Raw genomic sequence first — 26,973 nt, 5'->3', positions numbered from 1 at the left:
CCCTTTATCTCCCGGCTTGATACAGATCGACGCGCATGTAAGCACTGCGTCCTTCGGCGTATTCCAGATGCGTCAGCAATTGCCGGCGCACCCGCTCGCATTCCTCCGCGCAGGCGTTGCGCGCCTGCCCGTGTAACTGGCGCAGTTGCTCCCTGGCCTCACGCACCTCGTCGCTCAGGCTCGGCAGAGCGGCCAGCAGTTGCAGACAGGCGCGAATCCGCGAGTCGATCTCGCCGATGCGCGTCCAGTCGCCCTGCTCCAGCGCTTGCGTCAGCTGGGCATGCAACTGCTGCAGCGCGCGCAGTTCACTTGCGCGTTGCATTCACGCTTTCCCAGCCTTCGCGCAGCACGCCGAGCAGGCCGACCACCTCGTCCAGCCCCTCCAGCGACAGGCTGACGCTGACGTCGGAGAGTCGATAGATGCAGTAGTCATAAAGCCGCGCCAGACCCTGCACCAGCTCGCCGCCGTTCTCGTAATCGAGGGCGCCATTGAGGCCATTGAGGATGTTCAGGCACTTCTCCAGGGACTGGCCCTTCTGCTGGTAGCGCTTGGCCTCGATATGGCCACGGGCACGGGCCAACTCGTCGAGCAGGCCGTCGAACAGCACCAGCACCAGTTCGTAAGGCGAGGCGGCGGCAGCGCGCGCCTCGAGATCCACTGTGCGGTAGCTGTCGTAACTTTCGTTGAGGTTGTAGGCACTCATCAGAACATTCCGTAGGTCTGTTCCATCGCCGCCATGGTCTGCATGAGACCGGTGTACTGGCGGAGATAGCGGGCGTAGTAGGAGTCGTACTGCTTCTGGATGGTGTCGAACTGCTGATCGACACGGCGCAGCTGGGTATTGAGGTTGTCCTTGCGGTCGGTCAGTAGGCCGCCGGCGCTGCTGGTGTAAGCCGCCAGGTTCTTGTCCAGGGTGTCGAGCAGGTTGCCCTTGTCGGTGAACAGCTTCTCGAAGCCCTCCGGGTTGGCTGCCACGGCCTTCTCGAAGCGCACGTTGTCGATGGTCAGCTTGCCGTTGCGGTCGGCGGCGATGCCGAACTCGGTGAGGCTCACACCACCGAACGAGGTGCGCACCAACTGATTGAGCATGCCCTCGATGGCACGCACGCTGGCATCACCGGCCAGAACCCCACGACCGCCGCTCTCGCCGCCGCTGGCGGTGAGCGAATCGAAACTGGTCATCAGCGCGTTGAAGGCGTTGACGAAGGTCTGCGCCTTTTCCTTGGTGGCTTTCTGATCCTGGCCGACTTCCATGGTCAGCGGTGCATCACCGCTCTTGTGCGCCTTGCTGAAGGTCAGGCTGACGCCATCGATGAGGTTGTCGAAGGTGTTGCTGGTGCTGGTCAGCTCGATACCCGTCTCACCGCCCAGGCGCACGATGGCGTCCTTGGCCACGGAGAGTTCCTGACGCCCGGCCACGGCCCCTTCGAAAGCAGCATTGCCGCTGGCACTCAGGCTGATAGCCTGGTCGGCACCGGTCTTTTCGCTGGTCAGCACCAGGTTGACCTGGCCGTTGCTGCGCACCAGTGTCGCCTTCACGCCCTCGTTATCGGCGGCGGCGTTGATGGCCTTGGCCAGTTCGTCGAGGGTCGCGACGGTGCCGAGATCGATGTTGAACGAGCCGCTGCCCTGGCCGATGGTCAGGCTGCCGCTGCCGAGGTTGCCGTCCTGCAACCCCTGTAGGGCAACCTGGCTCTTGCTGGCCAGCTGCTGGACGAAGAAATCGTAACTGCCGGCCACCGCCTTGCTGCCTACCGTGGCGCTGGCATAGCCCTCTTGGGTGAAGCTGGCGCTGTTGACCAGCATGCTGCTGCCGGCCAGCTTGAGACCGCTGGCGGCGCTCTTGAAGCTCTTCAGCGCAGTATCCAGCGTGGTCAGAGCATTGAGCTGCGCTTTGTATGACGCCTGGTTGCGATTGGCCTTGGCCAGTTGGCCCTGAACTTCGTACTGGGCCAGCTGGGTCGCCATGCTTTGAACGTAATCTGAATCGATAGCCATAGTCGGACACCCGTTTTCCTGTGAGATAGCAATAGCGGTGCCAACAGCTGAAAGCCTTGATCTAGATGGCTTTCGGCGTTCCGCCAGGTGAAAGATTCTTTCCGCTCGCGCGGCGGCGAGCGACAAGCGGAAGGCTGACTTCCGCCCGCGTCGCGCGGGCCGCGGACGTACCCATTACACAGGCGACCCTGAGGGCATGCCGCTTAAGCGAAAGCGTCATGACACGGATGGTGTGACGGACGTCCTGAAGGGTTTCTGCCCGTCCTGTTCGCGGACAAGTCCGCTCCCACAGAAGAGCCAGTACCTGACAGCGCCCGAACTGTGGGAGCGGTCTTGACCGCGAAGCTTTTCCGGCGTCCCCACTGGGTGGCGCCAGGGGTAGGAATGGATTGCGACGCGGGGCGCGAAGGGTTATTCGCCGCCCATCCTTCTTGTCCGCGGACAAGTCCGCTCCCACAGAAGAAGAAGCAGAACCTGCGGCATCCGAACTGTGGGAGCGGTCTTGACCGCGAAGCTTTTCCGGCATCACCACTGCGTAGCGCCGAGGGCTGGAATGGATTGCGACGCAGGGCGCGAAGGGTTATTCGCCGTCCATCCTCTTGTTCGCGGACAAGTCCGCTCCCACAGAAGAGCCAGTACCTGGCAGCGCCCGAAATGTGGGAGCGGTCTTGACCGCGAAGCTTTTCCGGCGTCCCACAGGGTGGCGCCGGGGCTGGAATGGATTGCGATGCGGGGCGCGAAGGGTTATTCGCCGCCGACGGCGAAATTGGGCAGGCTGTTGACCGGTTGGCGGAAGTTGAAGGGGATGGATTCGACAGCCAGACCGACGTTGCGCTGCACCACGAAGTGCAGGTGCGGGCCGGTGCTGTTGCCGGTGTTGCCGGAGCGCGCCAGCAGGCTGCCGGTCTCCACGCGCTGGCCCTCACGCACGCTGACCGAACCCTTCATCAGGTGCAGGTAAACGCCCATGGTGCCGTCGTCATGCAGGATGCGCACGTAGTTGCCGGCCGGGTTGTTGCCACGACCGCTCTGCTGGTTCTCGGTCTTGACCACCACACCGCCGCGCGCCGCGACGATGGGCGTGCCCTCGGGCATGGCGATGTCCACCGCGTAACGCCCCTTGGGGGTGAAATGGCTGTAGGTGCCGTTGGCGCCCTGGGTCTGGCGGAACGGACCGCCGCGCCAGGGCAGCGGGTAGCGATGAATGCTCGGCTGCAGGCGCGGATCACCGAGGGCGTAGCGCAGCCTGGGCTTGTAGCGCAGCGGTTTGGAGGCGTCCTGCGCAGCGAGAGTGGCCAGGCGGATATTGCTGCGTGGCGGCAGCACCCAGCGAATAGGCTTCTCCGGCGCGCCGATGGCGTTCTGCACCTGCTCGAGCTTCAGCTCGATTTCCACCGGGGCATAGAGGTCGTTGCGCACCAGCAGGGTTTCGCCGGCTTCGTGCTTCTTGGTCTCCAGCTTCACCTGATTGTCCAGGCGCTCGACCATGCGGTCGTTGAACACGAACACCTGCGCGCCAGGCGCGGCCTGATCGCTATAGGTGACTACGCCGTTCTTGTCGACGAACTTGTAAATGGTCAGCGCAGCGGTCTGGCCACAAAAGGCCAGCAGACTGCAGAGAATGATCAGGCGCCCTAGCATAATGACTCGGATCTTATGGCTTTTTGATATCCGGGTTGAAAAGACTAGCAGCGCAGAACAGGGTACGCGAGATACCGACCGTCAGGCTGTGAACCGGCTCACCGCCGCTGGTCGGCATTTGGCATGTTTCTCACAAGATGCACGCAGATAAACCCGTCATCAGGCGCCGGGGCTGAAGTGCTTCTGTGCGGTACCGCGGGCGATCAGCCGCGACAGGTAATCGAGCTTCTGCGGGTCGCGGTCGACGAAACGGAAGGTCAGCTGCAGCCATTCACTTTCAGGCTTGGGCTCGAAGGCCGCCACCGCGTGCAGGTAGCCATTGAGCCGAGCGGTTTCCGCCGCCTCGCCCTGCTCCAGATCGAGCACAGCGCTCTCCAGTACCTGCGGCAGCGGCTCGCCACGCTTGACCACCAGCAGCGCCTCCTTGAGGCTCAGCGCCTTGATCACACAGGCCATGCTGCCGGCCGGCAGGCGCAGCTGGCCCTGGCCACGGCCGGCCGGCGCCTTGCTGGCTGCGGCGGGTGCTGGCGCGGCGCTGGCCGCCGGCGCGGCTGCAGCAGGGGCCGGCGTCGGTGCGCTGGGCTTGACCACGTCAGCCTTGCCGCCGGTGGGTGCGGCCAGCGAGTCATTGGCGAAACCACCGCTACTGAGCATTTTCGGCGGCGCGCTGGCGGCCAGGGCCTGCAGCTTGCCAGCACGGCTCAACGCCTTCTTCACCTTGGTCACCAACTGCTCGTCGGAAAACGGCTTGCCGATGTAATCGGAGACACCGGCCTGGATCGCCTGCACCACGTTCTCCTTGTCGCCACGGCTGGTGACCATGATGAAGGGCGTGGTTTTCAGGTTGTCCTGCTCGCGGCACCAGGTCAGCAGCTCGAGGCCGGACATCTCCGGCATTTCCCAGTCGCAGAGAATCAGGTCGACCACCTGACGGCTCAACATCTGCTGGGCCTTGCGGCCATTGATCGCTTCCTCGATCTGTACGCCGGGGAAGTTATCGCGCAGCCCTTTCTTGACCAGATCACGGATAAAGGTCGCGTCATCCACCACCAGCACACTGACTTTGCTCATCGGTTACTCCTGTACGAATGGCAGTAAGCATAGTCATGGCCAGTGGCCTAAGGCCAACGGAAAACGCCGGACGCACAACAAATCGCGCAAAAGAAACGGCCCGGGAAGTCCCGGGCCGTCGGCATGAAGCGGGCCTCATTCCTTGGGCTTGCCCTCTACCTCTTCGCGCATACGGGTCAGGCCGATGTGGCGAACATCGGTGCCGCGCACCAGGTAGATCACCAGTTCGGCGATGTTGCGCGCATGATCGCCGATGCGCTCCAACGAACGCAGCGCCCAGATCACGTTGAGCACGCGGGAGATCGAACGCGGATCTTCCATCATGAAGGTGACCAACTCGCGCAGCGCGGTCTTGTACTCGCGGTCGACGGTCTTGTCGTACTGCGCCACGGACAGCGCCAGGTCGGCATCGAAACGAGCGAAGGCGTCCAGCGCCTCCTGCACCATCCTGCGCACCTGATCACCGATATGACGCACCTCGACGTAGCCACGCGGCGACTCACCCTCCTCGCACAGCTGGATGGCGCGCTTGGCGATCTTGGTCGACTCGTCGCCGATGCGCTCCAGGTCGATCACCGACTTGGAGATGCTGATGATCAGACGCAGGTCGGAGGCCGCCGGCTGGCGACGGGCGAGGATGCGTACGCACTCCTCGTCGATGTTGCGCTCCATCTGGTTGATCTGGTCATCGATCTCGCGCACCTGCTGGGCCAGGCCGGAGTCGGCCTCGATCAGCGCGGTGACGGCGTCGTTGACCTGCTTTTCCACCAGGCCGCCCATGGCCAGCAGGTGGCTACGCACTTCTTCCAGCTCGGCGTTGAATTGCTGGGAGATGTGCTGGGTAAGGTTGTCTTTATTGATCATTGGGTTCGCTCCGCGAAAGCTGCCGGCTTGGGTGACCATGGTGCGCACGGCGCACCCTACACGTTGAGTTTCAGCACTAAGGCCCTTGGAAAATGCTCTCTGGCGCGAAGGGCGCGCGCTGACAGTACGAGTAGTACGGCAAGCGCGCCCGACAAAGCCAGGGAGTATTTGCCATGGCCTTAGCCGTAACGACCGGTGATGTAGTCTTCTGTCTGCTTCTTGGCCGGGTTGGTGAACAGGGTATCGGTGTCACCGAACTCGATCAGCTTGCCCATGTACATGAATGCCGTGTAGTCGGAAACCCGCGCGGCCTGCTGCATGTTGTGGGTAACGATGACGATGGTGTACTTGCTCTTGAGCTCGTAAATCAGCTCTTCGACCTTCAGCGTGGAGATCGGGTCGAGTGCCGAGCAGGGCTCGTCGAGCAGCAGCACTTCCGGCTGCACCGCCACCGTACGGGCGATCACCAGACGCTGCTGCTGGCCGCCGGACAGGCCCAGCGCCGAGTCGTGCAGACGGTCCTTTACCTCATCCCACAGCGCCGCGCTCTTCAGCGCCCACTCCACCGCTTCGTCGAGCACGCGCTTGCTGTTGATGCCCTGGATACGCAGGCCATACACCACGTTCTCGTAGATGCTCTTGGGGAAGGGGTTGGGCTTCTGGAACACCATGCCGACGCGGCGGCGCAGCTCGGCCACGTCCTCGCCCTTGCGGTAGATGTTGCGCCCGTCGATGTTGATCTCACCTTCCACACGGCAACCGTCGACCAGGTCGTTCATGCGGTTGAAGGTACGCAGCAGGGTCGACTTGCCGCAGCCGGACGGGCCGATGAAGGCGGTCACGCGCTGCTTGGGGATATCCATCTTGACGTCGAACAGCGCCTGCTTCTCACCGTAGTAGAGATTCAGGCCCGGCACCTGGATGGCCACGGTCTCGGATGCCAGGTTGAGGCTTTGCTTGTCTCGGCCCAGGGCCGCGAGGTCGATACCGTGGGTAGCGTTTTCGTGTTGCATAAGTGCTCACTCCGTTCGCAGCGGCAAGCTGCAAGCTACAAGCTGCAAGCCCGGTCGCCGCACTTCTGCTCGAAGCTGGCGGCTTGGGGCTTGCGGCTCGGATTTAGTGGTCCAGGGCCTTGTACTTCTCGCGCAGGCGGTTGCGCAGGTAGATGGCCGTCAGGTTGAGAACCGCGATCACCAGCACCAGCAGCAGCGCGGTGGCATATACCAGCGGCCGCGCGGCCTCGACGTTGGGGCTCTGGAAGCCGACGTCGTAGATGTGGAAGCCCAGGTGCATGATCTTCTGGTCCAGGTGCAGGTAAGGATAGTTGCCGTCGAGCGGCAGGCTCGGCGCCAGCTTGACCACACCCACCAGCATCAGCGGCGCCACTTCGCCGGCGGCGCGGGCCACGGCGAGAATCAGGCCGGTCATCATCGCCGGGCTAGCCATCGGCAGCACCACGCGCCACAGGGTTTCCACCTTGGTCGCGCCCAGGGCCAGGGAGCCTTCACGCAGCGCTCGCGGAATGCGCGACAGGCCTTCCTCGGTGGCGACGATCACCACCGGTACCGCGAGCAGCGCCAGGGTCAGCGAGGCCCACAGCAGGCCTGGCGTACCGAAGGTCGGCGCCGGCGCGGCTTCCGGGAAGAACAGGCGGTCGATCGAGCCACCCAGCACGTAGACGAAGAAACCCAGGCCGAATACGCCATAGACGATCGCCGGGACGCCAGCCAGGTTGTTCACCGCGATGCGGATCACCCGGGTCAGCGGGCCCTGCTTGGCATACTCGCGCAGGTAGATGGCTGCGATCACGCCGAACGGGGTAACGATCACCGCCATGATCAGGGTCATCATGATGGTGCCGAAGATCGCCGGGAAGATGCCGCCTTCGGTGTTGGCTTCACGCGGGTCGTCGCTGACGAACTCCCAGACCTTGCTGCCATAGTGGCTCAGCTTGTCCAGCGTCGACATGGCGTTCGGGCGGAAGGCGCGTACCACCTTGCCGAGGCTGATTTCCTGTTCGCGGCCGTCAGCCGAACGCACGGTCATGCTGTCGCGGTTGAACTGCTCGTAGCGCGCGCTCAGCTCGGCCTCCAGCACCTTGTACTCGGCGTCCCACTGGGCGCGCTCGGCAGCTAGGTCGGCCTGGGCGGCATCGGTGAGCTGGTTGGTGAGCTCCAGCTTGCGGGTCTGCAGGCGCACGCGCTCCAGGCCGGCGTTGATGCGGCCGATGTCGCGCTTCTCCAGTTTGACGATTTCGCCATGCAGGTCTTCGACGCGCTGCAGACGCTTCTGCAGCTCCGCCCAGGCAGCGTCGCCTTCAGCGACCAGTTGGCCATTTTCCTTGACGTTGACCAGGTAGCCGTAGAAGTTGCCCCACTCGCGACGCTCGAAGGCGGTGATGTCCACCGGCTTGCGCTGGTCGCTCAGCCACTCGCCGACAACCCAGGTGAAGTCCGCACCGTACAGGTCGCGGTTACCCACCTTGATCAGCTCGCGGGTCATGAACTCGCCACCCTCGACATCCACCGGCAGGCCGGAGGCGGCCAAGCGGGCACGCGGGATTTCCTCGATCTGCACCACGGCGCCAGCCATCACCCTGGCTTCCTGGCCGGGCACCTGATAGTTGGCTTCGATGATGTCGGCCGGCCAGAAGTGCGCCAGACCGCGCACCGCGATCACCGACAGCAGGCCGATGACCATGATGATGGCGATGGACACCGCGCCGGCGTTCATCCAGATCCAGGGCGAACCGCTCTTGAACCAGGATTTCATGTTGTTCTGTTTCACGGACATAGTCTTGCAGTCCTCAGAGCGATGCGTACTTGACGCGCAGGCGCTGACGCACCAGCTCGGCCAGAGTGTTCATGACGAAGGTGAAGGTCAGCAGCACCAGCGCGGAAAGGAACAGGACGCGGTAATGGGTACCGCCCACTTCCGACTCCGGCATCTCCACCGCCACGTTGGCGGCCAGGGTGCGCAGGCCTTCGAAGATGTTCATGTCCATGATCGGCGTGTTGCCGGTGGCCATCAGCACGATCATGGTTTCGCCGACGGCGCGGCCCATGCCGATCATCAGCGCCGAGAAGATGCCCGGGCTGGCAGTCAGGATCACCACGCGGGTCAGGGTCTGCCACGGCGTGGCACCGAGAGCCAGGGAGCCGAAGGTCAGGCTTTTGGGCACGCTGAACACGGCGTCTTCGGCGATCGAGTAGATGTTCGGAATCACCGCGAAGCCCATGGCCAGACCGACCACCAGGGCGTTGCGCTGGTCGAACGGAATGCCCAGGTCATTGCTCAGCCACTGGCGCATGTTGCCGTCGAACAGCCAGTTTTCCAGGTGACCGCTCATGCTCAGGGAGAAGAACGCGACGGCCAGGATGACCGGGATCAGCAGCGCAGCTTCCCAGCCGTCCGGTACGCGCAGGCGCACGGACTCCGGCAGGCGGCTCCAGATGAAGCCTGCCAGCACGATGCCGATCGGCGTGAAGATCAACAGGCTGAAGATCCCGGGCAGGTGTCCCTCGACATAGGGCGCGAGGAACAGGCCGGCGAAGAAGCCGAGAATCACCGTCGGCAGCGCTTCCATCAGCTCGATCACCGGTTTGACCTTGCCACGCATCGCCGGCGCCATGAAGTAGGCCGTGTAGATCGCCGCGGCGATCGCCAGGGGAGCGGCCAACAGCATGGCGTAGAAAGCCGCCTTGAGGGTACCGAAGGCCAGCGGCGCCAGGCTCAGCTTGGGTTCGGCATCGGTGTTGGCCGAGGTGGACTGCCAGACGTGGGCCGGCTTGTCGTAGTTCTCGTACCAGACCTTGCCCCACAGCGCGCTGAAGGAAATTTCCGGGTGCGGGTTGTCGAGCAGCAGGCGCTCGAGGCTGCCGTCGTGCTCCAGCAGGATGCGGTTGGCGCGTGGCGACATGGCCGCCATGGTGTGGCCATCGGCGACCTGCTCGACCAGCAGGGTACGGTGCGCGGTGCTGTGGAACACGCCCAGGTTACCGGCGCTATCCATGGCGATGAAGCCCTTGCGGCGCTGCTCGGAGATGATCTGGGCAATCGGGCTGCCCGCCATCTTGAAGTCACGCACCAATTTCAGCGAAGAATTGCCGTCTTCGTCACGGACCATGAACCACTGGGCGATACCACCCTTGCTGTCACCGACCAGCAGCGAGATGCCGCCGAGCAGCGAAGTGGCGTAGGTCACTTCGCTGGAGCCGTCGTTGAGCAGCTTGTAACGGCCGTTGAGAGTGTTGCGGCGCAGGTCGAAGACATCGGCGGTGGCGCTGCCATTGATCACGTACAGCCACTGCTGGCGCGGATCGATGATCAGGCTCTTGATCGGATCGGCGATCTGCGGCAGCGCCAGGCGATCTTCGCTGGTACTGACCTCGCCGGTCATCATGTTCTCTTCGCGACTGATGCTGACCGCGTGCAGCTCGCTGCCCACCGAGGCGGCGATGACCAAGGTGCCGCTGCTCAGGCTGATGCCCATGTGCTCGAGCGGGCGGCCTTGCGGGTCGAGGGTCAGCGGTTCCTCACCGAAGGGGTAGGAAACGACCGGCGTGATGGTCTTCACGTCGTTGGGGTAGCTGACCCGATAGTTGTGTTCGAACACCAGCGCCTGGCCATTGGAGAGGCCCAGCACGACGCGGTTGCTGCCCGGCTGATCCTCGCCGACGGAAGTCACTTCGCTGCCCGCCGGCAGCGGCAGCGTGACCGCGTTCAGCGCGGCCATGCTCTTGGCATCGAAGAACTGCACGCTGCCGGAATTGGCAAGGCGCATGCCGACCTGGTTCTGCTCCTCGACAGCCATCAGCAGCGGCTTGCCGGCCTCGGCCAGCCAGGCCGGCTGTACCGGCTCGCGCTGTTGCAGGTCGGCGCCCTGGAACATGGGCAGTACCACATAGGCCAGGTAGAAGAAAATCAGGGTGATGGCGCCGAGCACGGCGAGGCCACCGACGGAAACGCCCCAGCGAGCCAGGCGATCCTTGAGAGCGCGCAGGCGGCGCTTGCGTTGCAGGGCAGGAGTGTTGAAGTCCAGCCCCAAAGAATTGGTGGAGGCGGTCATGGTTTCACTAGCCAGGTCATTCATGATTGAGAGCTTCTCTGCGCGGCCATGAGCGCGCCGTATTTTTCGTCTGTTTCACGAGCCCGGCCAATCTAGCGGTTTCGTATGACAGAAAAGTTACAGCACGGTGACGTAGCAAAGCCCACCTCTACGAATAGAGGCGGGCTTCGGATTGCAGCCTTACGCGGTCGTTACAGACCCAGTTCTTTCATGGTCTTGTCGACGACTTTCTTCGGCAGCGGGATGTAGCCGTCCTTGACGACGACTTCCTGACCCTGCTTGGACAGGACGAGCTTCAGGAACTCGGCATCCAGCGGGCTCAGCGGCTTGTTCGGAGCCTTGTTGACGTAGACGTAGAAGAAGCGAGCCAGCGGGAACTTGCCAGCCAGGGCGTTGGCTTCGTTGGCGTCAAAGGCTTCGCCGCCTTTCTTGGACAGGGGAACGGTCTTCACGCTGGAAGTCTTGTAGCCGATGCCCGAGTAACCGATGGCGTTCAGGGTGCTGGAGATCGACTGCACCACGGAAGCCGAACCCGGCTGCTCGTTGACGTTGGACTTGTAGTCGCCTTTGCACAGGGCTTCTTCCTTGAAGTAGCCGTAGGTGCCGGAGACCGAGTTGCGGCCGAACAGCTGGATCGGCTTGGACGCCCACTCGCCGGTCAGGCCCAGGTCACCCCAGGTCTTGATGTCCTTCTCGCCACCGCACAGGCGGGTGCTGGAGAAGATGGCGTCGACCTGAGCCATGTCCAGGCTCTTGATCGGGTTGTCCTTGTGCACGAACACCGCCAGGGCGTCGATGGCGACCGGTACTTCGACCGGCTTGTAGCCATACTTCTCTTCGAAGGCCTGGATTTCGCTGTCTTTCATCGGACGGCTCATCGGACCGATGTTGGCAGTGCCCTCGGTCAGAGCGGGCGGGGCAGTGGAAGAACCGGCAGCCTGAATCTGAATGTTCACGTTCGGATAGCTCTTCTTGAACTCTTCAGCCCAGAGAGTCATCAGGTTGGCCAGCGAGTCGGAACCAACGCTGGACAGGTTGCCCGACACACCGGAAGTCTTTTCATAGGTCGGCAGAGCCGGGTCGACGGCGGCTACAGCAGATACGGCGCTTACGCCAGTGGCGGCGAAAGTCAGGGCCGCCATCAAACGCTTCAGTTTCATGCCTTGCTCCTAGCAGATTGTGTTGTGTTGGATGGAACGGGCCCAAGTATCTGCAGGCCACGTGAACACTGTATGAAACGAATGTGACAGTTAAATGAACGTCGATGGCGTTTCGCTTGCGGCAGGGAAAGGCAATGGGATGACACTGGACTGGCAAGTTTGTGTGGGGTATTGCTCGCGGGCTTAGGACTATTCATTACCGAGTTCACTGAGCGTTTGGGTTGCGCCCCTTACGGGCGCCACACCTTGATTCGCCCGTAAGGGGCGAAACCCATCAGCCCAGGCGGCGCGCTAATGGATAGTGCCGAGTCATCGACAGCTAACACTTAATTGCCAGTCCGATCTGCCCAACAAAAAAGCCCCCGCACGCCTTGCGTGCAGGGGCTCGTAACAGCGCAGCAGCGATTACTGCATGTTCTGCTTCAACGCACGCATGCGCTCATGGCAGGCACGTACCTTGGGCATTTCCACGGCCAGCAGCACGCGGACGTCCTGATCGGCACTCTCCAGCGCATCCTCGAAGGCATGCAGGATGCGGTCTTCCGCGTCCTCAAGCTGCGCCACGTAGGTGGCGTCTTCATCCTTGGCCAGGGTCGCGCGGGTGTCGGCATAGAACTGGCGCAGCTTGCCCAGCATGGTGCCTCCGGCTGCCGGCTCGCTCTGATTGGCCGCGACCTTGACGCTCAGCGCATCGATCACCTGGGTCTTGGCGCGCACCATGTCACGGAACAGCGCCTGCAGGCGGACATCCTTGACCTCCTCGTGGGCATGCTCGTAGAAGCGCTTGCCGTCACGGGTGATTTCGATCAGTTCATTGAGTTGTGCGGTCTTGCTGCTCATGGATTCTCTCCTTGGCGATGGGACTTTCGGGTTGCCGGTCGCTGCGGCGGCCGACGGGTCGTGAATCAGCTGCTGATGCGCAGGGCGTCGGCATCGACGCCGCGAACACCGCGGATATTGCGGGCAATCTCGACCGCCAGACGTTTCTCGGCGCTGCTCAGCACACTGCCGCGCAGGCTGACCAAGCCGTCGCTGGTGTCCACCGAGATGTTCATCGCATCCAGGTTGCGGCTGTAGAGAAAGCTGGCCTCGACCTTGCTGGTGATCCAGCCGTCGCTGATGTTCTCGCGTGCTTCGTCGAGGGTCGTCTGCACCTCACTGCTACTGCTGTCGGCCGTGCTGATGCTGAGGTGATTGAACACCTCGTTCACGCCATCGGTATTGGCCGCCAACTGGCCGGCCAGTTCCTTGGCCGCCGGGGTCTGCGCATGGCCGCTCAAGGTGATGTTGCCGGTCTCGCTTTTGACCTGGATGTCCAAGCCGCGAGTGTTGCTGTTCCAGAGCAACTTGGACTTCACGGTTGCGGCGAGGCTGGCATCTTCCAGACGTTGAACCATGCCGGGCGGATTGCCCTCGACGGCATCGCTGCCGACCTCGATGCGATTGTCCACCGAGTCGATGCCCTCTATGCTCAGCGCCACCTGCTCGGCGAGCTCTTTCTGCACGCCGTTCTCGACCTTACCGTCGAGCGTGGCTACGCCATCCTCCACGTCGATATCGAGCTTGTACGGATTGAGATGGCGATTGAGTGCAAAGGCTGTCCAGATGGAACCTTCCTGGCGGGCAGCGTCCAACTGGGGAGCCAGCGCGCCCTCGGTGGCCTGGCTGACCAGTGGGGTAAGGCCGAGCAGTAGCGCTGTGCTGGCAGCCAGTATCAAGGGTTTGAACGGGGGCATAAGTTCACTCCTGTTCGTGAGACGATACAAGCAATATCGCAAGCCTCATGCCAGCCCAAAAAGACAGATAAATCCCTTTAAAAACAAATAGTTAACAATAATAAAGGCACCCTGCCTGCATGCAGGGTGCAGTATCGGCGCAGTCAGGCCGTGCAACTTGCACGGTTTTTACCTGACTAAGCTGCATTGACCAGCGAGACGGAGCATATAAATGGCAGTAGCAGAGCAAACTAGCGGGCGCATTTTGCTGGTGGATGACGAAGCGGCAATCCTGCGTACTTTCCGCTACTGCCTCGAAGATGAAGGCTACGATGTCGCGGGTGCCAGTAGCGCAGCGCAGGCCGAAGCCCTGCTGCATCGTCAGGTGTTCGACCTGTGCTTCCTCGACCTGCGCCTGGGCGAAGACAGCGGCCTCGATCTGCTGGCGCAAATGCGCATCCAGGCGCCGTGGATGCGCGTGGTGATCGTCACCGCCCACTCGGCGGTGGATACCGCAGTCGACGCCATCCAGGCCGGCGCTGCCGATTACCTGGTCAAGCCCTGCACCCCCGATCAACTGCGCCTGGCGGCTGCCAAGCAGCTGGAAGTGCGCACCCTGGCCGCGCGCCTGGAGGCACTGGAGGGCGAAGTACGCAAGGTCAAGGACGGACTCGATTCGCACAGCCCGGCGATGATGTCGATCCTGGAAACCGCGCGGCAGGTCGCCACCACCGATGCCAATATCCTCATTCTCGGCGAGTCCGGTACCGGCAAGGGCGAGTTGGCACGCGCCATTCACGGTTGGAGCCGCCGTGCCAAACGCACCTGCGTGACCATCAACTGCCCGTCGCTGACCGCCGAGCTGATGGAAAGCGAACTATTCGGCCACGCCCGCGGCTCATTCACCGGCGCCAGCGAAAGCACCCAGGGCCGGGTCAGCCAGGCCGACGGCGGCACCCTGTTCCTCGATGAGATCGGCGATTTCCCGCTGGCGCTGCAACCCAAGCTGCTGCGCTTCATCCAGGACAAGGAATACGAGCGCGTCGGCGATCCGGTCACGCGCCGCGCCGATGTGCGCATCGTCGCCGCCACCAACCTGGATCTCGACGAAATGGTGCGCGAAGGGCGCTTCCGTGAAGACCTGCTCTACCGCCTCAATGTCATCACCCTCAAGCTGCCGCCGCTGCGTGAGCGACATGAGGATGTGATGTCCCTGGCCGAACGCTTTCTCGCCCGCTTCGTCAGCGACTACGGCCGTCCGGCCTGTGCCTTCACGCCCGAGGCGGCAGCCGCCCTGCAGGCCTATCACTGGCCGGGCAATATTCGCGAACTGCGCAACGTCATCGAACGGGCCAGCATCATCTGCCAGCAGGAAGCGGTGGAGATCGCCCACCTCGGCCTCGGCGGCAGCAGCGAAGCACCAAGCAGCACCGTACGGGTCGGCGCGCCGATGAGCCTCGAGGAGCTGGAAAAGGCCCATATCGCTGCGGTGCTGGCCAGCAGCAGCACCCTCGACCTGGCGGCCAGGACCCTGGGTATCGACACCTCGACCCTCTACCGCAAACGCAAGCAGTACAACCTCTGACCATGGGATCACCATGAAGCTGTCGATGAAGCTTCGCACTCGCCTGTTCCTCAGTATTTCCGCGCTGATCACCGTGGCACTGCTCGGCCTGCTGCTCGGCCTGTTCAGCGTCACTCAGATGGCGCGCAGCCAGAGTGATCTGATCCAGCGCGGTTTCACCGCCGTGCAGGTCGGGCAGAAGCTGCGCCAGCACTTGGGCGACGAACTGATCTTGTTGCTCGACCCCAAGCCGGCGCCGGAAAGACTGGCGCAGGCACGCGAGTCTTTCCGCGCCACCCTTGCCGAAGGCCTGGAGGCGAACCTCGGTACGCGCTACAAACAAGGCCTCGAGCAAGCTGCCGCGCTCTACGAACAGCAGGTAGAGGCCGCCGCCAGCGGTACTCCTGCAGGGCAGACTCCGCACAATCTGGGTGCTCACAAACCCTTCACCGAAGCTTTCCAGCGCCTGCGCAACCACCTGCTCAACGAACAGGATCAGGTCGTCGAGCGGGTCGTCGCCGCCGAGAAAAAGGCCGGCGAGCGCTCTCAGCTGATCGCCGGGCTCCTGGTGCTGACCGGCCTCGCCGTATTGGCGATCGGTGTGCTCACCGCCCATGGCATCGCCCGGCGCTTCGGCGCCCCCATCGACATGTTGGCGCGTGCCGCCGACCAGATCGGCCAGGGCCAATACGATGTGGTGCTGCCGGTGTCGCCGGTGGTGGAGCTGGCGGTACTAAGCCGCCGCTTCGGCCTGATGACCGAGGCGCTGCGCGAATACCACTCGAGCAACCTCAATCAGTTGCTCAGCAGCGAGGGCCGGCTGAAAGCCGTGCTCGACAGCATCGACGATGGTCTGGTCATCCTCGACGAGCAGGGCCGTATCGAACATGCCAACCCGGTAGCGCTGCGCCAGCTGTCCTGGCACGCCGACATTCTCGGCCAACCGATCGGCCCACTGCTGCCGGACCACGCCGTCGACGAGGCGCTGCGTCAGGTGCTGGCCGGCGAACCACTGCACGAGCCACCGGCCGACCTGCACATCGAACGCGACGGTGAAACCCGCCTGCTGGCCTGGGCCCTGACCCCGGTGCAAGTGGGCGCGGGAGGTAGCGTAGGGGCGGTGATGGTGCTGCGTGACGTCACCAAGCAGCGCGCCTTCGAACGTGTGCGCAGCGAATTCATCCTGCGTGCCTCCCATGAGCTGCGTACGCCGATCACCGGCATGCACATGGCCTTCAGCCTGCTACGCGAGCGCCTGTCGCTGCCTGCGAGCGGCCGCGAACAGGAATTGATGCGTACCGTTGACGAGGAAATGCACCGCCTGGTGCAGTTGATCGACGACCTGCTTAACTTCTCGCGCTACCAGAACGGCGTACAAACCCTGCAACGCCGCCCCTGCAACCTGGCCGAGATGCTCCTGCAAACCCCGCAACGCTTTGCCGAAAAAGCCGCGGAGCGCGAGGTGGAACTGGTCTGCGAGGTCCATGAACCGCTGCCGCACCTCAACGTCGATGCCACACAGCTGGAACGGTTGGTCGACAACCTGACCGACAACGCTCTGCGCTACAGTAACCCGGGCGACAAGGTGCGCCTGCAGGTGCGTCGCCATGGTGAGCAGGTGATCGTCAGCGTACAGGATGAAGGCGAAGGCATCCCCTTCGAACAACAGACACGGATCTTCGAACCCTTCGTCCAGGTCGGCAGGCGCAAAGGCGGCGTTGGCCTGGGTCTGGCGCTGGCGCGGGAGATCGTGCAGTTGCACGGTGGCCAGCTCAGCGTTCACTCGCGCCCAGGCGAAGGTTCCAACTTCTACTTCAGCCTGCCGGTCTGAGCTCGATGCCTGGCAACGCCAGGCTGTTCGCCCGCACAAAAAACGCCGCGATCATCGCGGCGTTTTCTTGGGGGACCGGAACCGGTCGGGCTCAGCGCAGGACCGGGTCGAACTTGATGCGGCGCCCCGCCATAAGCGCCACCAGAAATCCCAGGCCGAAAACGACGCTGGCACCCTTCAGCAACAGAGCGAAGCCTTCTTCCAACCCTGGGCTCAGCCACAGCGCGGCCAGGCTCGACAGGGTCATGATCAACAACAGGACGGCACTTCTGGACATGGCAGGACTCCTTGTCGGTCAGAACACCCAGCGCGGGGTGCTGTTGGCAGGGCGTGGCTCGCGATTGGCGGTGCCGGTGTCGCCATCGTCGGAGATGCGCAGCCAATTAGCATCGTCACCGACGCTATGGGCACTTTGCTTGCGCAGCTCGGCAGCAGCGCCCTGCTGCGTACCGACACGAGATTCCCACACGGGCGAGTTGGAGATGGTGAATTCGGCCGTCTTGGCGATCGCGCCAGCCGAGCCGGTGAAATCCTTGGCGTAAGCCCCGTTGACCAGCAATGCAGCGACGCAAAACAGGCTCAGTCGGAAGATGTTCATGGCGCTTCTCCATCAGCAGGTCAGTCGGGACTTACATGACTGATTTTGCAGCGCTCATGCCAATCTAAAAATATAAAAAATTCCTTATAAATCAATGATTTAAACAATCAAAAATGCGTCACCCCAATGCACTTTGCAAGATGTATGAATCGCGACACGTGCAATTTGCACGATCAGTTGCGCCGCGGCAGCACGATGCTGAAGCACGAGCCCTCACCGAGGCGGCTGCAGAGCTCGATGCGGCCACCATGGGCCTGGACGATCTGCTCGCTGATGAACAGGCCGAGGCCAAGCCCCTGAGCAGTACTGGTATCGGATACACGCTCGAACTGCTCGAATACCCGCCGCTGATCCGCCTCGGAGATGCCCACCCCCTGATCACGCACCTCGGCACGAACCTGCTCACCCTCGACCCTGACCCGCACCGATACCGGCTTGCCGCCACCGTATCGCAAGGCGTTGGTCAGCAGGTTGGCCAGGACCTGCTCGATACGGAACTCATCGATCATCACCGGCGCCGGCCCCTCCACCTGCAGTTCGATATGACTGCCGGTACTGGTGAACTGCGCGGCCAGGCTCTCCACCACGCTGCCGGCCAAAACGCCAAGGTCGCCCGGCTCCGGACGCACGGACAGCTTGCCGGTGCGAATGCGCGAAACATCCAGCATGTCGTCGATCAGGCGGCTCAGGCTGCGGATCTGCCGCTCGTCGCGGGTAATCATCTCCTGCAGCTTGTCGGGGGCGAAGGCATCCATGCGCCCCTGCTCCAGGCGTAGCCGGCGCAGTTGCACATCGAGGATCAGGCCATTGAGCGGCGTGCGCAGCTCGTGCGAGGCAATGGACATGAACACGTCGCGCATCTGCACCGCTTTCTGCAGCTCAGCCTGGGTCTCGCGCAGCTCGGTGAGCAGCGCCTCCTGTTCACGGCGCGCCGCCTCGACCACTTCCAGCTGCATGCTCAGCGCTTTGCGGTGACGATACAGCTCGACGAACATGGCCACCTTGCTGCGTACCTCGAAGGGCGACAGCGGCTTGTGCAGGAAATCCACAGCGCCGCTCTCGTAACCGCGGAAGGCGTAGTCCATGTCGCGTCCGACCGCGCTGACGAAGATGATCGGGATGTGCTTGGTCTTCTCCGTGCCGCGCATCAGCTCGGCCAGCTCGAAGCCGTTCATGCCCGGCATCTTCACGTCCAGGATGGCCAGGGCAAATTCGTTTTCGAGCAGTAGTGACAACGCCTCATCGGCGCTGCTGGCCTGGAACACGGTGCGATCTTCGCTCTGGATCAGCGAACGCAGTGCCAGGAGGTTCTCCGGCAGGTCGTCGACGATCAGCACCTTGGCTTCGGTCTTCCTCAGCATGGCAGGGTATCCAGTTCGGCCAGCAGCAGGCGCATGGCGTTGAGAGACAGGAGAAAATCCGGTTTGAGCAGCGCCAGCGCGGCATTCGGCATGGTCGGCACCAGCGCGTCGGCCGGCTCCTGTACCAGCGTAAGACCACCGGCCTGCTGAACGGCCAGCAGGCCGGCGGCGCCGTCCTCGTTGGCGCCAGTGAGCAGCGCGGCAGCCAGCTGCTCGCCGTAGGCATCGGCAGCGGACTCGAAAAGGATGTCGATCGAGGGCCGGGAGAAATGCCGCGGCTCCTCACGGCTGAGGGAAAAGCTGCGCTCGGTTTCGATGGACAGGTGGTAACCCGCGGGAGCCACGTAAACCGTGCCGCCTTGCAGGTATTCCTTGTCCTCGGCTTCCTTGGCCGGCAACTTCAGGCGCCGCGCGAGCAGATCAGCGAGCAGGCTGTCATTGCGATCCGGCTGATGCAGCAGGCACACCACCGGCAGCCGATAGTCCGGCGGCAGGTCTTCGAGCAGACTCAGCAGCGCTTCCACCCCACCGGCCGAAGCGCCGATCAGCAGCGCCTGCAGCGGCGCACGAACCTGGCCGCGGAGGTTGATCCGTTGGCCGCTCATCGCTTGCGGAAAATCCGCTCGGGGCGCGACACCGCTTCGAACTGTCGGGCATAGGCGGAGAAATCCAGGCTTTCCTTGCTACCAAGGCCGAGAAAGCCGCGGTGACAGAGCGAATCGTGGAACAGGCCGAGCGCACGATCCTGCAAGTCGCGGTTGAAGTAGATCAGCACATTGCGGCACGACACCAGGTGGGTTTCGGCGAACACGCTATCGGTGGCCAGGCTGTGGTCGGCGAAGGTCACGTTGGCGCGCAGCGACTTGTCGAACAGCACGCGATCGTAGGCCGCCGAGTAATAGTCGGAAAATGCCCGCTTGCCGCCGGACAGCTGGTAGTTCTGCGTGTAGGTGCGCAGGTTGTCGAGGGCGAAAATGCCCTGTTCGGCCTTTTCCAGCGAATGCGGGTTGATGTCTGTGGCGTAGATCATGGTGCGTTCCAGCAGACCTTCCTCGTGCAGCAGGATGGCCAGCGAATACACCTCCTCCCCGGTGCTGCAGCCGGCCACCCAGACCTTCAGCGACGGATAGGTGTGCAACAGCGGCACCACCTGCTCGCGCAGGGCAAGAAAGTAGTCAGGGTCGCGGAACATCTCGCTGACCGGAATGGTGAGGTACTGCAACAGCTGCATGAAGGCCCGCGGCTCGTGCAGGATGCGCTCCTGCAAGGCCGAAATGGTCGGGCAATCGAGCTGCGCCTGCGCCTGACGTACACGGCGCTTGAGCGAGGCCTTCGAATAATCGCGAAAGTCATAGCTGTAACGCAGATAGATCGCCTCAATCAGCAGGCGCAGCTCGATTTCGTCAGGCATCAGAGACGCTCCAGCTTGGGCATCCACACGCGGATCAGGGAGAACAGGCGATCCAGGTCGATGGGTTTGGCCAGGTAATCGTTGGCGCCGACTTCGCGGCAGCGCTCCTGATCATCCTTCATCGCCTTGGCCGTCACCGCAATGATCGGCAGGTTCTTCCAGCGGTCTTGCAAACGAATCTGCCGGGTGGCTTCGTAGCCGTCCATTTCCGGCATCATAACGTCCATCAGCACCAGGTCGATGTCGTCGTGTTCATGCAGTTTGGCCAACGCCTCGTGGCCGTTGCGGGCGATTTCGACGGTGGCGCCCTTCTGCTCCAGCGCACTGGACAGGGCGAAGATGTTGCGTACGTCGTCGTCCACCAGCAGCAGGCGCCGCCCCTCGAACAGCTTGTCGCGGCTGCGCGCGGTCTTGAGCATGCGCTGGTGCTCGCTGGACAGTTCGGCTTCGACCTTGTGCAGGAACAGGGTGACTTCGTCCAGCAGGCGCTCCGGCGAGCGCGCGCCCTTGATGATGATCGAGCGCGAGTACTTGAGCAGTTCGGCTTCCTCGTCGCGGGTCAGGTTGCGCCCTGTGTAGACGATCACCGGTGGGAAGGAGCAGATGTCCTCTTCAGCCATACGCTGCAGCAGCTCATTGCCGAGCATGTCGGGTAGCTTGAGGTCGATGATCATGCAATCGAAGACCGTGCTGCGCAATTTCTCCAACGCCTCACCGGCCAGGGCGACAGCGGTGATCTCGATGTCTTCGTCGCCGATCAGGCGGGCAACGCTGTCACGCTGCAGGGGGTCGTCCTCCACCAGCAGCACGCGCTTGACCTGCTGGTTGAGCTTGGCCTCCAGCTTGCCGAAAACTTCCTTGAGCTGGTCGCGGCTGGTTGGCTTGAGCGCATAGCCGACTGCTCCCAGGTGCAGGGCCGCCTCGCTTTGGTCTTCGACCGAGACCACATGCACCGGGATGTGACGAGTCTGTGCGTCATCCTTGAGGCGCTGCAGCACGCTGAGGCCGGAGCCATCGGGCAGGCGCATGTCGAGCAGGATGGCATCGGGACGATACCGCCGCGCCAGCTCCAGGCCTTCGTCAGCGCTGGTGGCGACCAGGCAGGCGTAGCCCAGTTCGTGGGCCAGGTCGAAGAGGATGCGGGCGAAGCGCACTTCATCCTCCACCACCAGCACACGGCGGCCGCCGTGCGCGTCGAGCTGCTCGCGATCATCGGCGAACGGCGCCGGGGGACGCGGCATCGCCGCCGCAGCGGCAGGAATAACCGGCGTGGCCGGCATCGCTAGCGGCGCCATTACCAGCGGCGCCGCCGGCTTGCTCTGGGCTGCGCCTTCGACCATCTGCTCGGGCAGCAGCAGGGTGAAGGTGCTGCCCTCGCCGGGCACGCTGCTGACGGAAATGGACCCGCCGAGCAGCCCCGCCAGGTCACGCGAGATGGACAGCCCCAGGCCGGTGCCGCCGTAACGGCGATTGGTGGTGCCATCGGCCTGGCGGAAGGCATCGAAGATCGCCTGCTGTTGGTCGGCCGCGATACCGATGCCGGTGTCATGCACGGCGAAGGCCAGGTAATGACCCTCCTGACGCGAGACGCTGAGGGTCACGCCGCCACGGTCGGTGAACTTGAAGGCGTTGGACAGCAGGTTGCGCAGGATCTGTTCGGCGCGCTGGCGGTCGGTGAACAGCACCTGTGGAAGCTCGCCCTGCTGCTCGATCTGGAAACCCAGGCCACGCTCGCCAGCCAGTGGCGCGAACACATCGCGCAGGCTTTCCAGCATGCTCGCCAGCGGCGTGCGCTCGGGGCGCACCTCGAGCTTGCCGGCCTCGACCTTGGCGATGTCGAGGATGTCGTTGATCAGGTTGAGCAGATCGTTACCGGCCGAATAGATCGACTCGGCGAACTTGACCTGTTCATCGTCGAGGTTGCCGGCGGAGTTCTCCGCCAGCAGCTTGGCCAGGATGAGCGAGCTGTTCAGCGGCGTGCGCAGCTCATGGCTCATGTTGGCGAGGAATTCGGACTTGTAGCGGCTGGCACGCTGCAACTCCTCGGCGCGCTCTTCGAGCTGGGCCTGGATGCGGCCGAGCGTGGTGTTGCGCTGGTCCAGCTCGTCGCGCTGGTCGGCTAGCGTCTGCGCCTGTTCGGAAAGCTTCTCGTTGGTCTGCTCCAGCTCGGCCTGCTGGGTTTCCAGATGGGCCTGGGACTCCTTGAGCACGCGCGCCTGCTGCTCCAGCTCTTCGTTGGCGGCGCGCAGTTCCTCCTGCTGGGTCTGCAACTCCTCGTTGAGCTGCTGGGTCTGACCGAGCACCTCTTGCAAGCGCTGGCGATAGCGCGCGGCCTCCAAAGCCATACCGACGCTGCCGGCAATGGCTTCGAGGAACTCCCGCTCACGCGCCTCGAGCGGGCGCATGAAGGCCAGCTCGATCACGCCGTTGACACTGTCTTCGGACTGCAGCGGTACCAGGGCAACGCTGACTGGCTGCCCCTCGCCGAGACTTGAAGCGACCTTGATGTAATCCGCCGGCAAATCATCCAGGCAAACCAGGCGGCGGCCACGGGCAGCCTGACCAACCAGCCCCTCTCCTTTATAGAACTGCTCCTTGAGGCTGGCATCCTTGCTGAAGCCGTAGCCGGCAACGCGCTTCAGGTCGCCGGTTTTGCCGTCACGCAGATACAGGGCGGCGACCACGCAATTGAGATATTCGGCGAGGAATTCGAGCGAGCGGTCGGCCAGCTCCTGCACCTGCGGCTGACCGAGCAGACGCTCCGACAGCAGCGTCTGGCCACCGCCAAGCCAGGCACGACGCCCCTGCTCATCGGCATAATCGGCCTGCTTGGCCATGGCCTGGGAATAAGTCTGCGAGAGACTCATCAGCTCGCGGCGGCCGAAAAAGGCCAGCAAGGCGCTGAACAGAATGCTCACCACCAGGTAGATGCCGGCGCCCCAGAGCGTGGTACTGCTGACATCGGCATTGCGCTGCTGACGCAGCTCACGCTCACTGTTGATGAAGGTATCGAGCTCGCGGCGCATGCCATCGGTGAGGTTCTTGCCGCGCCCCCGTCCTATTTCGACCAGGTAATTGCCGCCGTCGCGACGGCGGCCGATGACTTCCTGGGCGAACAGATCCCACTGTTCTTGCAGCGCCAGCAGACGCTCGAGCCGCTGCATCTGTGGCGGGTTGTCCGCGACCATGCCGATCAGTTGCTCGGTCAACGGGCGAAACTTGCCGCGCGCCTGTTCATAGGGCGCCAGATAATCTTCCTCGCCACTGAGCAGGAAGCCGCGCATGCCGGTCTCCAGATCCAGGGTCAGCTTGTACACTTCGCTGGCCCGATTGAGGACCTGGTCGGTATGCTCGACCCAGCGGATCACATCGAGCAGAAAGCCGATCAGCAGTGCAAAGAACAGGGCGCCCACCACGCCCAGGCCGAGCGGCAGCCCGACATTACGATTGAGAATGCGGCGAAAACCTCTTTCGTCCATTGCGGATTCATTCGACATAGGGACGTCCATTCGGTGATTGTCTCGCTTCTTCTTATCTATCGGGGGAAGGCGTGTGGCACACTGACCGCGTGCAGACTCCGAAGTTTGCCAAACATTTGCGCATTCTGCGCGCTGAAACAGAGAAGTTCATGACCGAAACCGATTGCGCCCGCGTCAAGACCATTGTCCTGGTCGAGGACGACGATGTCGTGCGCGAACTAACCGCGGAGGTGCTCGGTGAGTTCGGCTACCGCGTACACGCCCTGTGCGACGGCCCCAGCGCGCTCGACCTGTTGCGCAGCGACCAACAGGTCGATTTGCTGATGAGCGATATCGGCTTGCCCGGCATGGACGGGCGCGAGCTGGTGGCAGCCGCTCGCCAGCTGCGGCCGACCCTGCCGGTGCTGTTCGCCAGCGGCTACGACGAGCGTCAACTGCTCGAAGAAGTGCGCGCTCGCGATAGCGGGGCAGCTACCGAAAGTATCGTCAAACCCTACGATTTCAGGCTGCTGGCACAACGGCTGGGCGAACTGGCGGACTGACGGAGCGGCATCTAGTCTGATTCCAGACCAATGGACAGGAGAGTCCGCCGATGCGCTACGCCACTTCGCTTCGCCTGGGTCTTCTCGCTGGCTTGCTGCTCACCGGCTGCGCCAGTCAGACGACCCAACCCACGCAATTCTCCGGCTATCTTGCCGACTATTCCCAACTGCAGCCTGCCACCTCAGCCACCGGAGCACCGGTGCTGCGCTGGATTTCACCGCAGTTCAGCAGCGAGCGCTACACATCGGTCTACGTCGAGAAGCCAAGCTTTTACCCCGCTCCCGCGCCCAGCGACCAGGTCAGCGCGCAGACCTTGGAACAGGTGCGTGACTACCTGCATCAGGCACTGTTACGCGAGCTGACGAACGCACGTCTGAGGCTGGTCGACACCCCGAGCATGGACAGCCTGGTGCTGCGCAGCGCAATCACCGGCGTCAACGTCTCGACCGAAGGGATCAAAGCCTACGAGGTGATCCCCGTGGCCCTGGTGATCGCTGCAGCCAGCACGGCTGCCGGCACGCGTGATCGCGACACGGAGATTTTCATCGAACTGGAAGCGCTCGATGCGCGCACCAGCGAGCCGGTGCTGCGGGTGGTGCGCAAGGGCCACGGCCTGGCACTGGAGAACAGCAGCAGCCAGCTGACCCTGGATGACCTCAAGCCGGTGCTGGATGTCTGGGCACGCGACGCGCGCGACTTCCAACCCGACCTGCGCTGATCAGCCAAGGCCCAGGCCCAGGCAATACCGTGCGTAAGCCGCAGCACGCTGAACAGATGGCTGACTATCAAGCGGATCGATAGCGCTTGCGGTAGTTGATCTCAGGCGAGAGGCTCGGAAAAAACACCAGGCGAGGAACATGCATGCCCAGCATCAACCCAAGTAGCGTGGATTTGCAGGCGTTCGCCGAACGCATGCCAAGCGACACGCCGATTGTGATGCTCAATCTGCTTCGCTTCAGCAGTCAGGCTGCGTATGACGCAGACAGCCCCTTTGCGTCTTGCAGCGGTCGCGAAGCCTATGCCCGCTACAGCCGCACCGCGCTGGCCAAGGTTCAGGGCGTGGGCGGTGAAGTACAGATCATGGCTGACGTTCACCTGGCGTTGATCGCGCCGCAGGAAGAACGCTGGGATCTGCTTCTTCTGGTGCGTTATCCATCGTCCGCAGCCTTTCTGAGCATGCTCGCCGACCCTGAATACCAAGCGGCCACGGTTCATCGCAGTGCAGCGTTGGACGACTCGCGGCTGATCGCCACGACACCTGCCGAGAGGCTCTAGCTTGATGCCTGCAGGTTGAGCACCAGCAGGCGCGCTGCGGTTTCCGCGTCCGGCTGGCCGTCGTAATTGGCTGGGCGGTACTTCATCTGGAACGCGGCGATGACATTGCGCGTCGCCTCGTCCAACTCGCCATGCTGCGGCACCGTGTAACCGTGCTGCGCCAACTGCTCCTGGAACCACTGCACGCTGGGCAGGCTGGTGCTGAACAGCGCCTGCTGGCGCGCCACCGCGTCTTCGTTCGGCCAGGGCACCAGTCCCTCGTCGGCCAGGCGCTTCCAAGGGAACAGCGGGCCCGGATCGACCTTGCGCTGAGGCGCCACATCGCTATGCGCGATGATCGAGCCCAGTGGCAGCTGGTGACGCTTGACGATGTCCTTGAGCAGCACGATCAGCGTGTCGATCTGCTGCGGGGCGAAGGGCTGCCAGTAGCGACCGACCGGCGTCTGATAGTAGCCCTGGTTGACCAGCTCGATGCCGATGGTGGTGCTGTTGAGCCAGGTACGTCCCTTCCACTCGCTGACGCCCACGTGCCAGGCACGACGGTTTTCGTCCACCAGACGGTAGACGGCCGGCGGCGCATCGCCGATCAGGTAATGGCTGCTCACCTCGGTCTGCGTCAGCAGATGCAGCGAGCGCTCAAGATCAGCGGAGGTGTAGTGCAGCACGACGTACTGTACGCGGCTGTTCTGGCCAGTCGCGGTATGGCTGTCGTCGATACGCAGACCGCCAGCACAGCCGGTGAGCAGAACGACAACGAGGGCAAGGCAAAGAGACTTCATGCGTGACCGAATACGCTTTGCAGGTTGTCCAGCAGCATGTCGACGCTGAGCATGATCAACAGCATGCCCATCAAGCGTTCCACCGCCATCAACCCGCGATTACCGAGAAACCGTTGCAGGAACGAAGCCTGCAACAGGATGAATGCCGTCGCCGCCCAGGCCAGAATCAAGGCCAGGTAAAGCTCCCAGAGCGGCCCGGTGTGAGTGTTGCGCAGGGTCATCAGCACTGCGAGTGCCGAAGGCCCGGCCACTGCAGGCGTGGCCAGCGGCACCAGCATCGGCTCACCGTCCGGCACGTCGCCGAGCAGGCCTTGCGGGCTGGGAAAGATCAGGCGCATGGCGATGACGAACAGGATGATACCGCCGGCGATGGCCGTTGCCTCGCGTGACAGCCCGAGGCTGGTGAGGAATTTGTCACCAAAGGTGAGGAACAGCAGCAGCAGACCTAGGGCGAACAGCAGCTCTCGCGCGGCAATCCAGATGCGCCGGCGCGGCTCGACGTTCTTCAGCGCAGCGATGTAGATGGCGATATTGCCGAAAGGGTCGGTGACGAGAAAGATCAGCACGGCGATGCTGAAGATGTCCATGGCTAGCTCCGCTGACAGGTGCGCATA

25 protein-coding genes are annotated in these 26,973 nt (G+C 63.1%); 5 read left to right on the top strand and 20 right to left on the bottom strand.

The genetic code is table 11. The annotated features are described in order from the left end of the window. Positions 1 to 4 precede the first annotated feature (4 nt). The 12 genes from B3P22_RS02170 to B3P22_RS02115 all read right to left on the bottom strand — a co-directional run bounded on the left by B3P22_RS02170 (position 5) and on the right by B3P22_RS02115 (position 13,539). Entirely contained in the window at positions 5 to 322 is a 318-nt protein-coding gene (locus tag B3P22_RS02170) for a hypothetical protein (protein ID WP_296269681.1), read from the bottom strand. Further along, entirely contained in the window at positions 306 to 704 is a 399-nt protein-coding gene (gene fliS, locus B3P22_RS02165) for a flagellar export chaperone FliS (protein WP_197857714.1), read from the bottom strand. Before fliS ends, B3P22_RS02170 begins: the two co-directional genes overlap by 17 nt. Then, on the bottom strand, positions 704 to 1,999 hold the full coding sequence (gene fliD, locus B3P22_RS02160) for a flagellar filament capping protein FliD (protein ID WP_296269680.1): 1,296 nt from the start codon (positions 1,997 to 1,999) through the stop codon (positions 704 to 706). Before fliD ends, fliS begins: the two co-directional genes overlap by 1 nt. 744 nt (positions 2,000 to 2,743) lie before the next feature. Continuing rightward, positions 2,744 to 3,640 (bottom strand): peptidoglycan DD-metalloendopeptidase family protein, encoded by an 897-nt coding sequence (locus B3P22_RS02155; RefSeq protein WP_296269679.1) that lies wholly within the window; start codon positions 3,638 to 3,640, stop codon positions 2,744 to 2,746. Positions 3,641 to 3,799: 159 nt separating this feature from the next. Further along, positions 3,800 to 4,711 (bottom strand): response regulator, encoded by a 912-nt coding sequence (locus B3P22_RS02150; RefSeq protein WP_296269678.1) that lies wholly within the window; start codon positions 4,709 to 4,711, stop codon positions 3,800 to 3,802. 135 nt (positions 4,712 to 4,846) lie between these two features. Further along, the gene (gene phoU / locus B3P22_RS02145; RefSeq protein WP_197857710.1) at positions 4,847 to 5,575 is read right to left on the bottom strand and encodes a phosphate signaling complex protein PhoU; all 729 of its coding nucleotides are present in this window, start codon (positions 5,573 to 5,575) and stop codon (positions 4,847 to 4,849) included. A 179-nt stretch (positions 5,576 to 5,754) separates the two neighbouring features. Continuing rightward, entirely contained in the window at positions 5,755 to 6,588 is an 834-nt protein-coding gene (gene pstB, locus B3P22_RS02140) for a phosphate ABC transporter ATP-binding protein PstB (RefSeq protein ID WP_197857709.1), read from the bottom strand. A gap of 103 nt (positions 6,589 to 6,691) precedes the next feature. Next, on the bottom strand, positions 6,692 to 8,368 hold the full coding sequence (gene pstA / locus B3P22_RS02135; protein WP_275546581.1) for a phosphate ABC transporter permease PstA: 1,677 nt from the start codon (positions 8,366 to 8,368) through the stop codon (positions 6,692 to 6,694). A 13-nt stretch (positions 8,369 to 8,381) separates the two neighbouring features. Next, on the bottom strand, positions 8,382 to 10,667 hold the full coding sequence (locus B3P22_RS02130) for an ABC transporter permease subunit (protein ID WP_296269677.1): 2,286 nt from the start codon (positions 10,665 to 10,667) through the stop codon (positions 8,382 to 8,384). A gap of 167 nt (positions 10,668 to 10,834) precedes the next feature. After that, positions 10,835 to 11,803 (bottom strand): PstS family phosphate ABC transporter substrate-binding protein, encoded by a 969-nt coding sequence (locus B3P22_RS02125; RefSeq protein WP_275546579.1) that lies wholly within the window; start codon positions 11,801 to 11,803, stop codon positions 10,835 to 10,837. A 405-nt stretch (positions 11,804 to 12,208) separates the two neighbouring features. Then, positions 12,209 to 12,643, bottom strand: a complete 435-nt coding sequence (locus B3P22_RS02120) for a ferritin-like domain-containing protein (RefSeq protein WP_197857705.1) — start codon at positions 12,641 to 12,643, stop codon at positions 12,209 to 12,211. A 65-nt stretch (positions 12,644 to 12,708) separates the two neighbouring features. Continuing rightward, positions 12,709 to 13,539: a BON domain-containing protein gene (locus B3P22_RS02115; protein WP_197857704.1), complete on the bottom strand. Its 831-nt coding sequence runs from the start codon at positions 13,537 to 13,539 to the stop codon at positions 12,709 to 12,711. 211 nt (positions 13,540 to 13,750) lie between these two features. On the opposite strand from B3P22_RS02115, the gene algB reads away from it, so the two are divergent. After that, the gene (gene algB / locus B3P22_RS02110) at positions 13,751 to 15,103 is read left to right on the top strand and encodes a sigma-54-dependent response regulator transcription factor AlgB (RefSeq protein WP_275546576.1); all 1,353 of its coding nucleotides are present in this window, start codon (positions 13,751 to 13,753) and stop codon (positions 15,101 to 15,103) included. Between the two features lie 13 nt (positions 15,104 to 15,116). Next, positions 15,117 to 16,913, top strand: a complete 1,797-nt coding sequence (locus B3P22_RS02105) for an ATP-binding protein (protein WP_296269676.1) — start codon at positions 15,117 to 15,119, stop codon at positions 16,911 to 16,913. Between the two features lie 91 nt (positions 16,914 to 17,004). Here the strand turns inward: B3P22_RS02105 and B3P22_RS02100 are convergent, their stop codons facing one another. The 6 genes from B3P22_RS02100 to B3P22_RS02075 form a co-directional block, all read right to left on the bottom strand. Then, positions 17,005 to 17,190: a PA3371 family protein gene (locus tag B3P22_RS02100; protein WP_197857701.1), complete on the bottom strand. Its 186-nt coding sequence runs from the start codon at positions 17,188 to 17,190 to the stop codon at positions 17,005 to 17,007. Between the two features lie 18 nt (positions 17,191 to 17,208). Then, positions 17,209 to 17,511: a hypothetical protein gene (locus B3P22_RS02095; protein ID WP_197857700.1), complete on the bottom strand. Its 303-nt coding sequence runs from the start codon at positions 17,509 to 17,511 to the stop codon at positions 17,209 to 17,211. A 173-nt stretch (positions 17,512 to 17,684) separates the two neighbouring features. Beyond that, positions 17,685 to 18,872 (bottom strand): hybrid sensor histidine kinase/response regulator, encoded by a 1,188-nt coding sequence (locus B3P22_RS02090; RefSeq protein ID WP_197857699.1) that lies wholly within the window; start codon positions 18,870 to 18,872, stop codon positions 17,685 to 17,687. Beyond that, a complete protein-coding gene (locus tag B3P22_RS02085) occupies positions 18,866 to 19,477 on the bottom strand; it encodes a chemotaxis protein CheB (protein WP_296269675.1) in 612 nt (203 codons plus the stop codon). The genes B3P22_RS02090 and B3P22_RS02085 overlap by 7 nt, the downstream gene beginning before the upstream one ends. After that, the gene (locus B3P22_RS02080) at positions 19,474 to 20,283 is read right to left on the bottom strand and encodes a CheR family methyltransferase (protein WP_275546569.1); all 810 of its coding nucleotides are present in this window, start codon (positions 20,281 to 20,283) and stop codon (positions 19,474 to 19,476) included. Before B3P22_RS02080 ends, B3P22_RS02085 begins: the two co-directional genes overlap by 4 nt. Then, complete coding sequence (locus B3P22_RS02075; RefSeq protein ID WP_275546568.1) at positions 20,283 to 23,780, bottom strand: response regulator; 3,498 nt, start codon at positions 23,778 to 23,780, stop codon at positions 20,283 to 20,285. The genes B3P22_RS02080 and B3P22_RS02075 overlap by 1 nt, the downstream gene beginning before the upstream one ends. Before the next feature lie 131 nt (positions 23,781 to 23,911). Here B3P22_RS02075 and B3P22_RS02070 point away from each other — a divergent pair, with 131 nt between their 5' ends. From B3P22_RS02070 to B3P22_RS02060, 3 genes are all read left to right on the top strand, one after another. After that, positions 23,912 to 24,304 (top strand): response regulator, encoded by a 393-nt coding sequence (locus tag B3P22_RS02070; RefSeq protein WP_275546567.1) that lies wholly within the window; start codon positions 23,912 to 23,914, stop codon positions 24,302 to 24,304. A gap of 50 nt (positions 24,305 to 24,354) precedes the next feature. After that, positions 24,355 to 25,023, top strand: a complete 669-nt coding sequence (locus B3P22_RS02065; protein ID WP_197857694.1) for a DUF3313 domain-containing protein — start codon at positions 24,355 to 24,357, stop codon at positions 25,021 to 25,023. 143 nt (positions 25,024 to 25,166) lie between these two features. Further along, a complete protein-coding gene (locus B3P22_RS02060; protein ID WP_197857693.1) occupies positions 25,167 to 25,580 on the top strand; it encodes a DUF1330 domain-containing protein in 414 nt (137 codons plus the stop codon). On the opposite strand, the gene B3P22_RS02055 is transcribed toward B3P22_RS02060, so the two are convergent. Continuing rightward, complete coding sequence (locus B3P22_RS02055) at positions 25,577 to 26,359, bottom strand: N-acetylmuramoyl-L-alanine amidase (RefSeq protein WP_296269674.1); 783 nt, start codon at positions 26,357 to 26,359, stop codon at positions 25,577 to 25,579. The two genes, B3P22_RS02060 and B3P22_RS02055, sit on opposite strands and share 4 nt — an antisense overlap. Further along, a complete protein-coding gene (locus B3P22_RS02050; protein ID WP_013713334.1) occupies positions 26,356 to 26,946 on the bottom strand; it encodes a MarC family protein in 591 nt (196 codons plus the stop codon). The genes B3P22_RS02055 and B3P22_RS02050 overlap by 4 nt, the downstream gene beginning before the upstream one ends. Positions 26,947 to 26,973: the final 27 nt, after the last annotated feature.

It is taken from the genome of Pseudomonas sp. UBA6323 (genome assembly GCF_002439135.1).
Classification (GTDB): domain Bacteria; phylum Pseudomonadota; class Gammaproteobacteria; order Pseudomonadales; family Pseudomonadaceae; genus Aquipseudomonas.
The sequence above is the reverse complement of the archived record's forward strand: the minus strand, read 5'-3'. Positions and strand labels throughout refer to the sequence as shown.

Excerpts from the sequence above, each read along its gene's own strand:
- B3P22_RS02170 (WP_296269681.1), bottom strand. The coding sequence starts at position 322 with ATGCAACGCGCAAGTGAACTGCGCGCGCTGCAGCAGTTGCATGCCCAG.
- fliS (WP_197857714.1), bottom strand. The coding sequence starts at position 704 with ATGAGTGCCTACAACCTCAACGAAAGTTACGACAGCTACCGCACAGTG.
- fliD (WP_296269680.1), bottom strand. The coding sequence starts at position 1,999 with ATGGCTATCGATTCAGATTACGTTCAAAGCATGGCGACCCAGCTGGCC.
- B3P22_RS02155 (WP_296269679.1), bottom strand. The coding sequence starts at position 3,640 with ATGCTAGGGCGCCTGATCATTCTCTGCAGTCTGCTGGCCTTTTGTGGC.
- B3P22_RS02150 (WP_296269678.1), bottom strand. The coding sequence starts at position 4,711 with ATGAGCAAAGTCAGTGTGCTGGTGGTGGATGACGCGACCTTTATCCGT.
- phoU (WP_197857710.1), bottom strand. The coding sequence starts at position 5,575 with ATGATCAATAAAGACAACCTTACCCAGCACATCTCCCAGCAATTCAAC.
- pstB (WP_197857709.1), bottom strand. The coding sequence starts at position 6,588 with ATGCAACACGAAAACGCTACCCACGGTATCGACCTCGCGGCCCTGGGC.
- pstA (WP_275546581.1), bottom strand. The coding sequence starts at position 8,368 with ATGTCCGTGAAACAGAACAACATGAAATCCTGGTTCAAGAGCGGTTCG.
- B3P22_RS02130 (WP_296269677.1), bottom strand. The coding sequence starts at position 10,667 with ATGAATGACCTGGCTAGTGAAACCATGACCGCCTCCACCAATTCTTTG.
- B3P22_RS02125 (WP_275546579.1), bottom strand. The coding sequence starts at position 11,803 with ATGAAACTGAAGCGTTTGATGGCGGCCCTGACTTTCGCCGCCACTGGC.
- B3P22_RS02120 (WP_197857705.1), bottom strand. The coding sequence starts at position 12,643 with ATGAGCAGCAAGACCGCACAACTCAATGAACTGATCGAAATCACCCGT.
- B3P22_RS02115 (WP_197857704.1), bottom strand. The coding sequence starts at position 13,539 with ATGCCCCCGTTCAAACCCTTGATACTGGCTGCCAGCACAGCGCTACTG.
- algB (WP_275546576.1), top strand. The coding sequence starts at position 13,751 with ATGGCAGTAGCAGAGCAAACTAGCGGGCGCATTTTGCTGGTGGATGAC.
- B3P22_RS02105 (WP_296269676.1), top strand. The coding sequence starts at position 15,117 with ATGAAGCTGTCGATGAAGCTTCGCACTCGCCTGTTCCTCAGTATTTCC.
- B3P22_RS02100 (WP_197857701.1), bottom strand. The coding sequence starts at position 17,190 with ATGTCCAGAAGTGCCGTCCTGTTGTTGATCATGACCCTGTCGAGCCTG.
- B3P22_RS02095 (WP_197857700.1), bottom strand. The coding sequence starts at position 17,511 with ATGAACATCTTCCGACTGAGCCTGTTTTGCGTCGCTGCATTGCTGGTC.
- B3P22_RS02090 (WP_197857699.1), bottom strand. The coding sequence starts at position 18,872 with ATGCTGAGGAAGACCGAAGCCAAGGTGCTGATCGTCGACGACCTGCCG.
- B3P22_RS02085 (WP_296269675.1), bottom strand. The coding sequence starts at position 19,477 with ATGAGCGGCCAACGGATCAACCTCCGCGGCCAGGTTCGTGCGCCGCTG.
- B3P22_RS02080 (WP_275546569.1), bottom strand. The coding sequence starts at position 20,283 with ATGCCTGACGAAATCGAGCTGCGCCTGCTGATTGAGGCGATCTATCTG.
- B3P22_RS02075 (WP_275546568.1), bottom strand. The coding sequence starts at position 23,780 with ATGTCGAATGAATCCGCAATGGACGAAAGAGGTTTTCGCCGCATTCTC.
- B3P22_RS02070 (WP_275546567.1), top strand. The coding sequence starts at position 23,912 with ATGACCGAAACCGATTGCGCCCGCGTCAAGACCATTGTCCTGGTCGAG.
- B3P22_RS02065 (WP_197857694.1), top strand. The coding sequence starts at position 24,355 with ATGCGCTACGCCACTTCGCTTCGCCTGGGTCTTCTCGCTGGCTTGCTG.
- B3P22_RS02060 (WP_197857693.1), top strand. The coding sequence starts at position 25,167 with ATGCCCAGCATCAACCCAAGTAGCGTGGATTTGCAGGCGTTCGCCGAA.
- B3P22_RS02055 (WP_296269674.1), bottom strand. The coding sequence starts at position 26,359 with ATGAAGTCTCTTTGCCTTGCCCTCGTTGTCGTTCTGCTCACCGGCTGT.
- B3P22_RS02050 (WP_013713334.1), bottom strand. The coding sequence starts at position 26,946 with ATGGACATCTTCAGCATCGCCGTGCTGATCTTTCTCGTCACCGACCCT.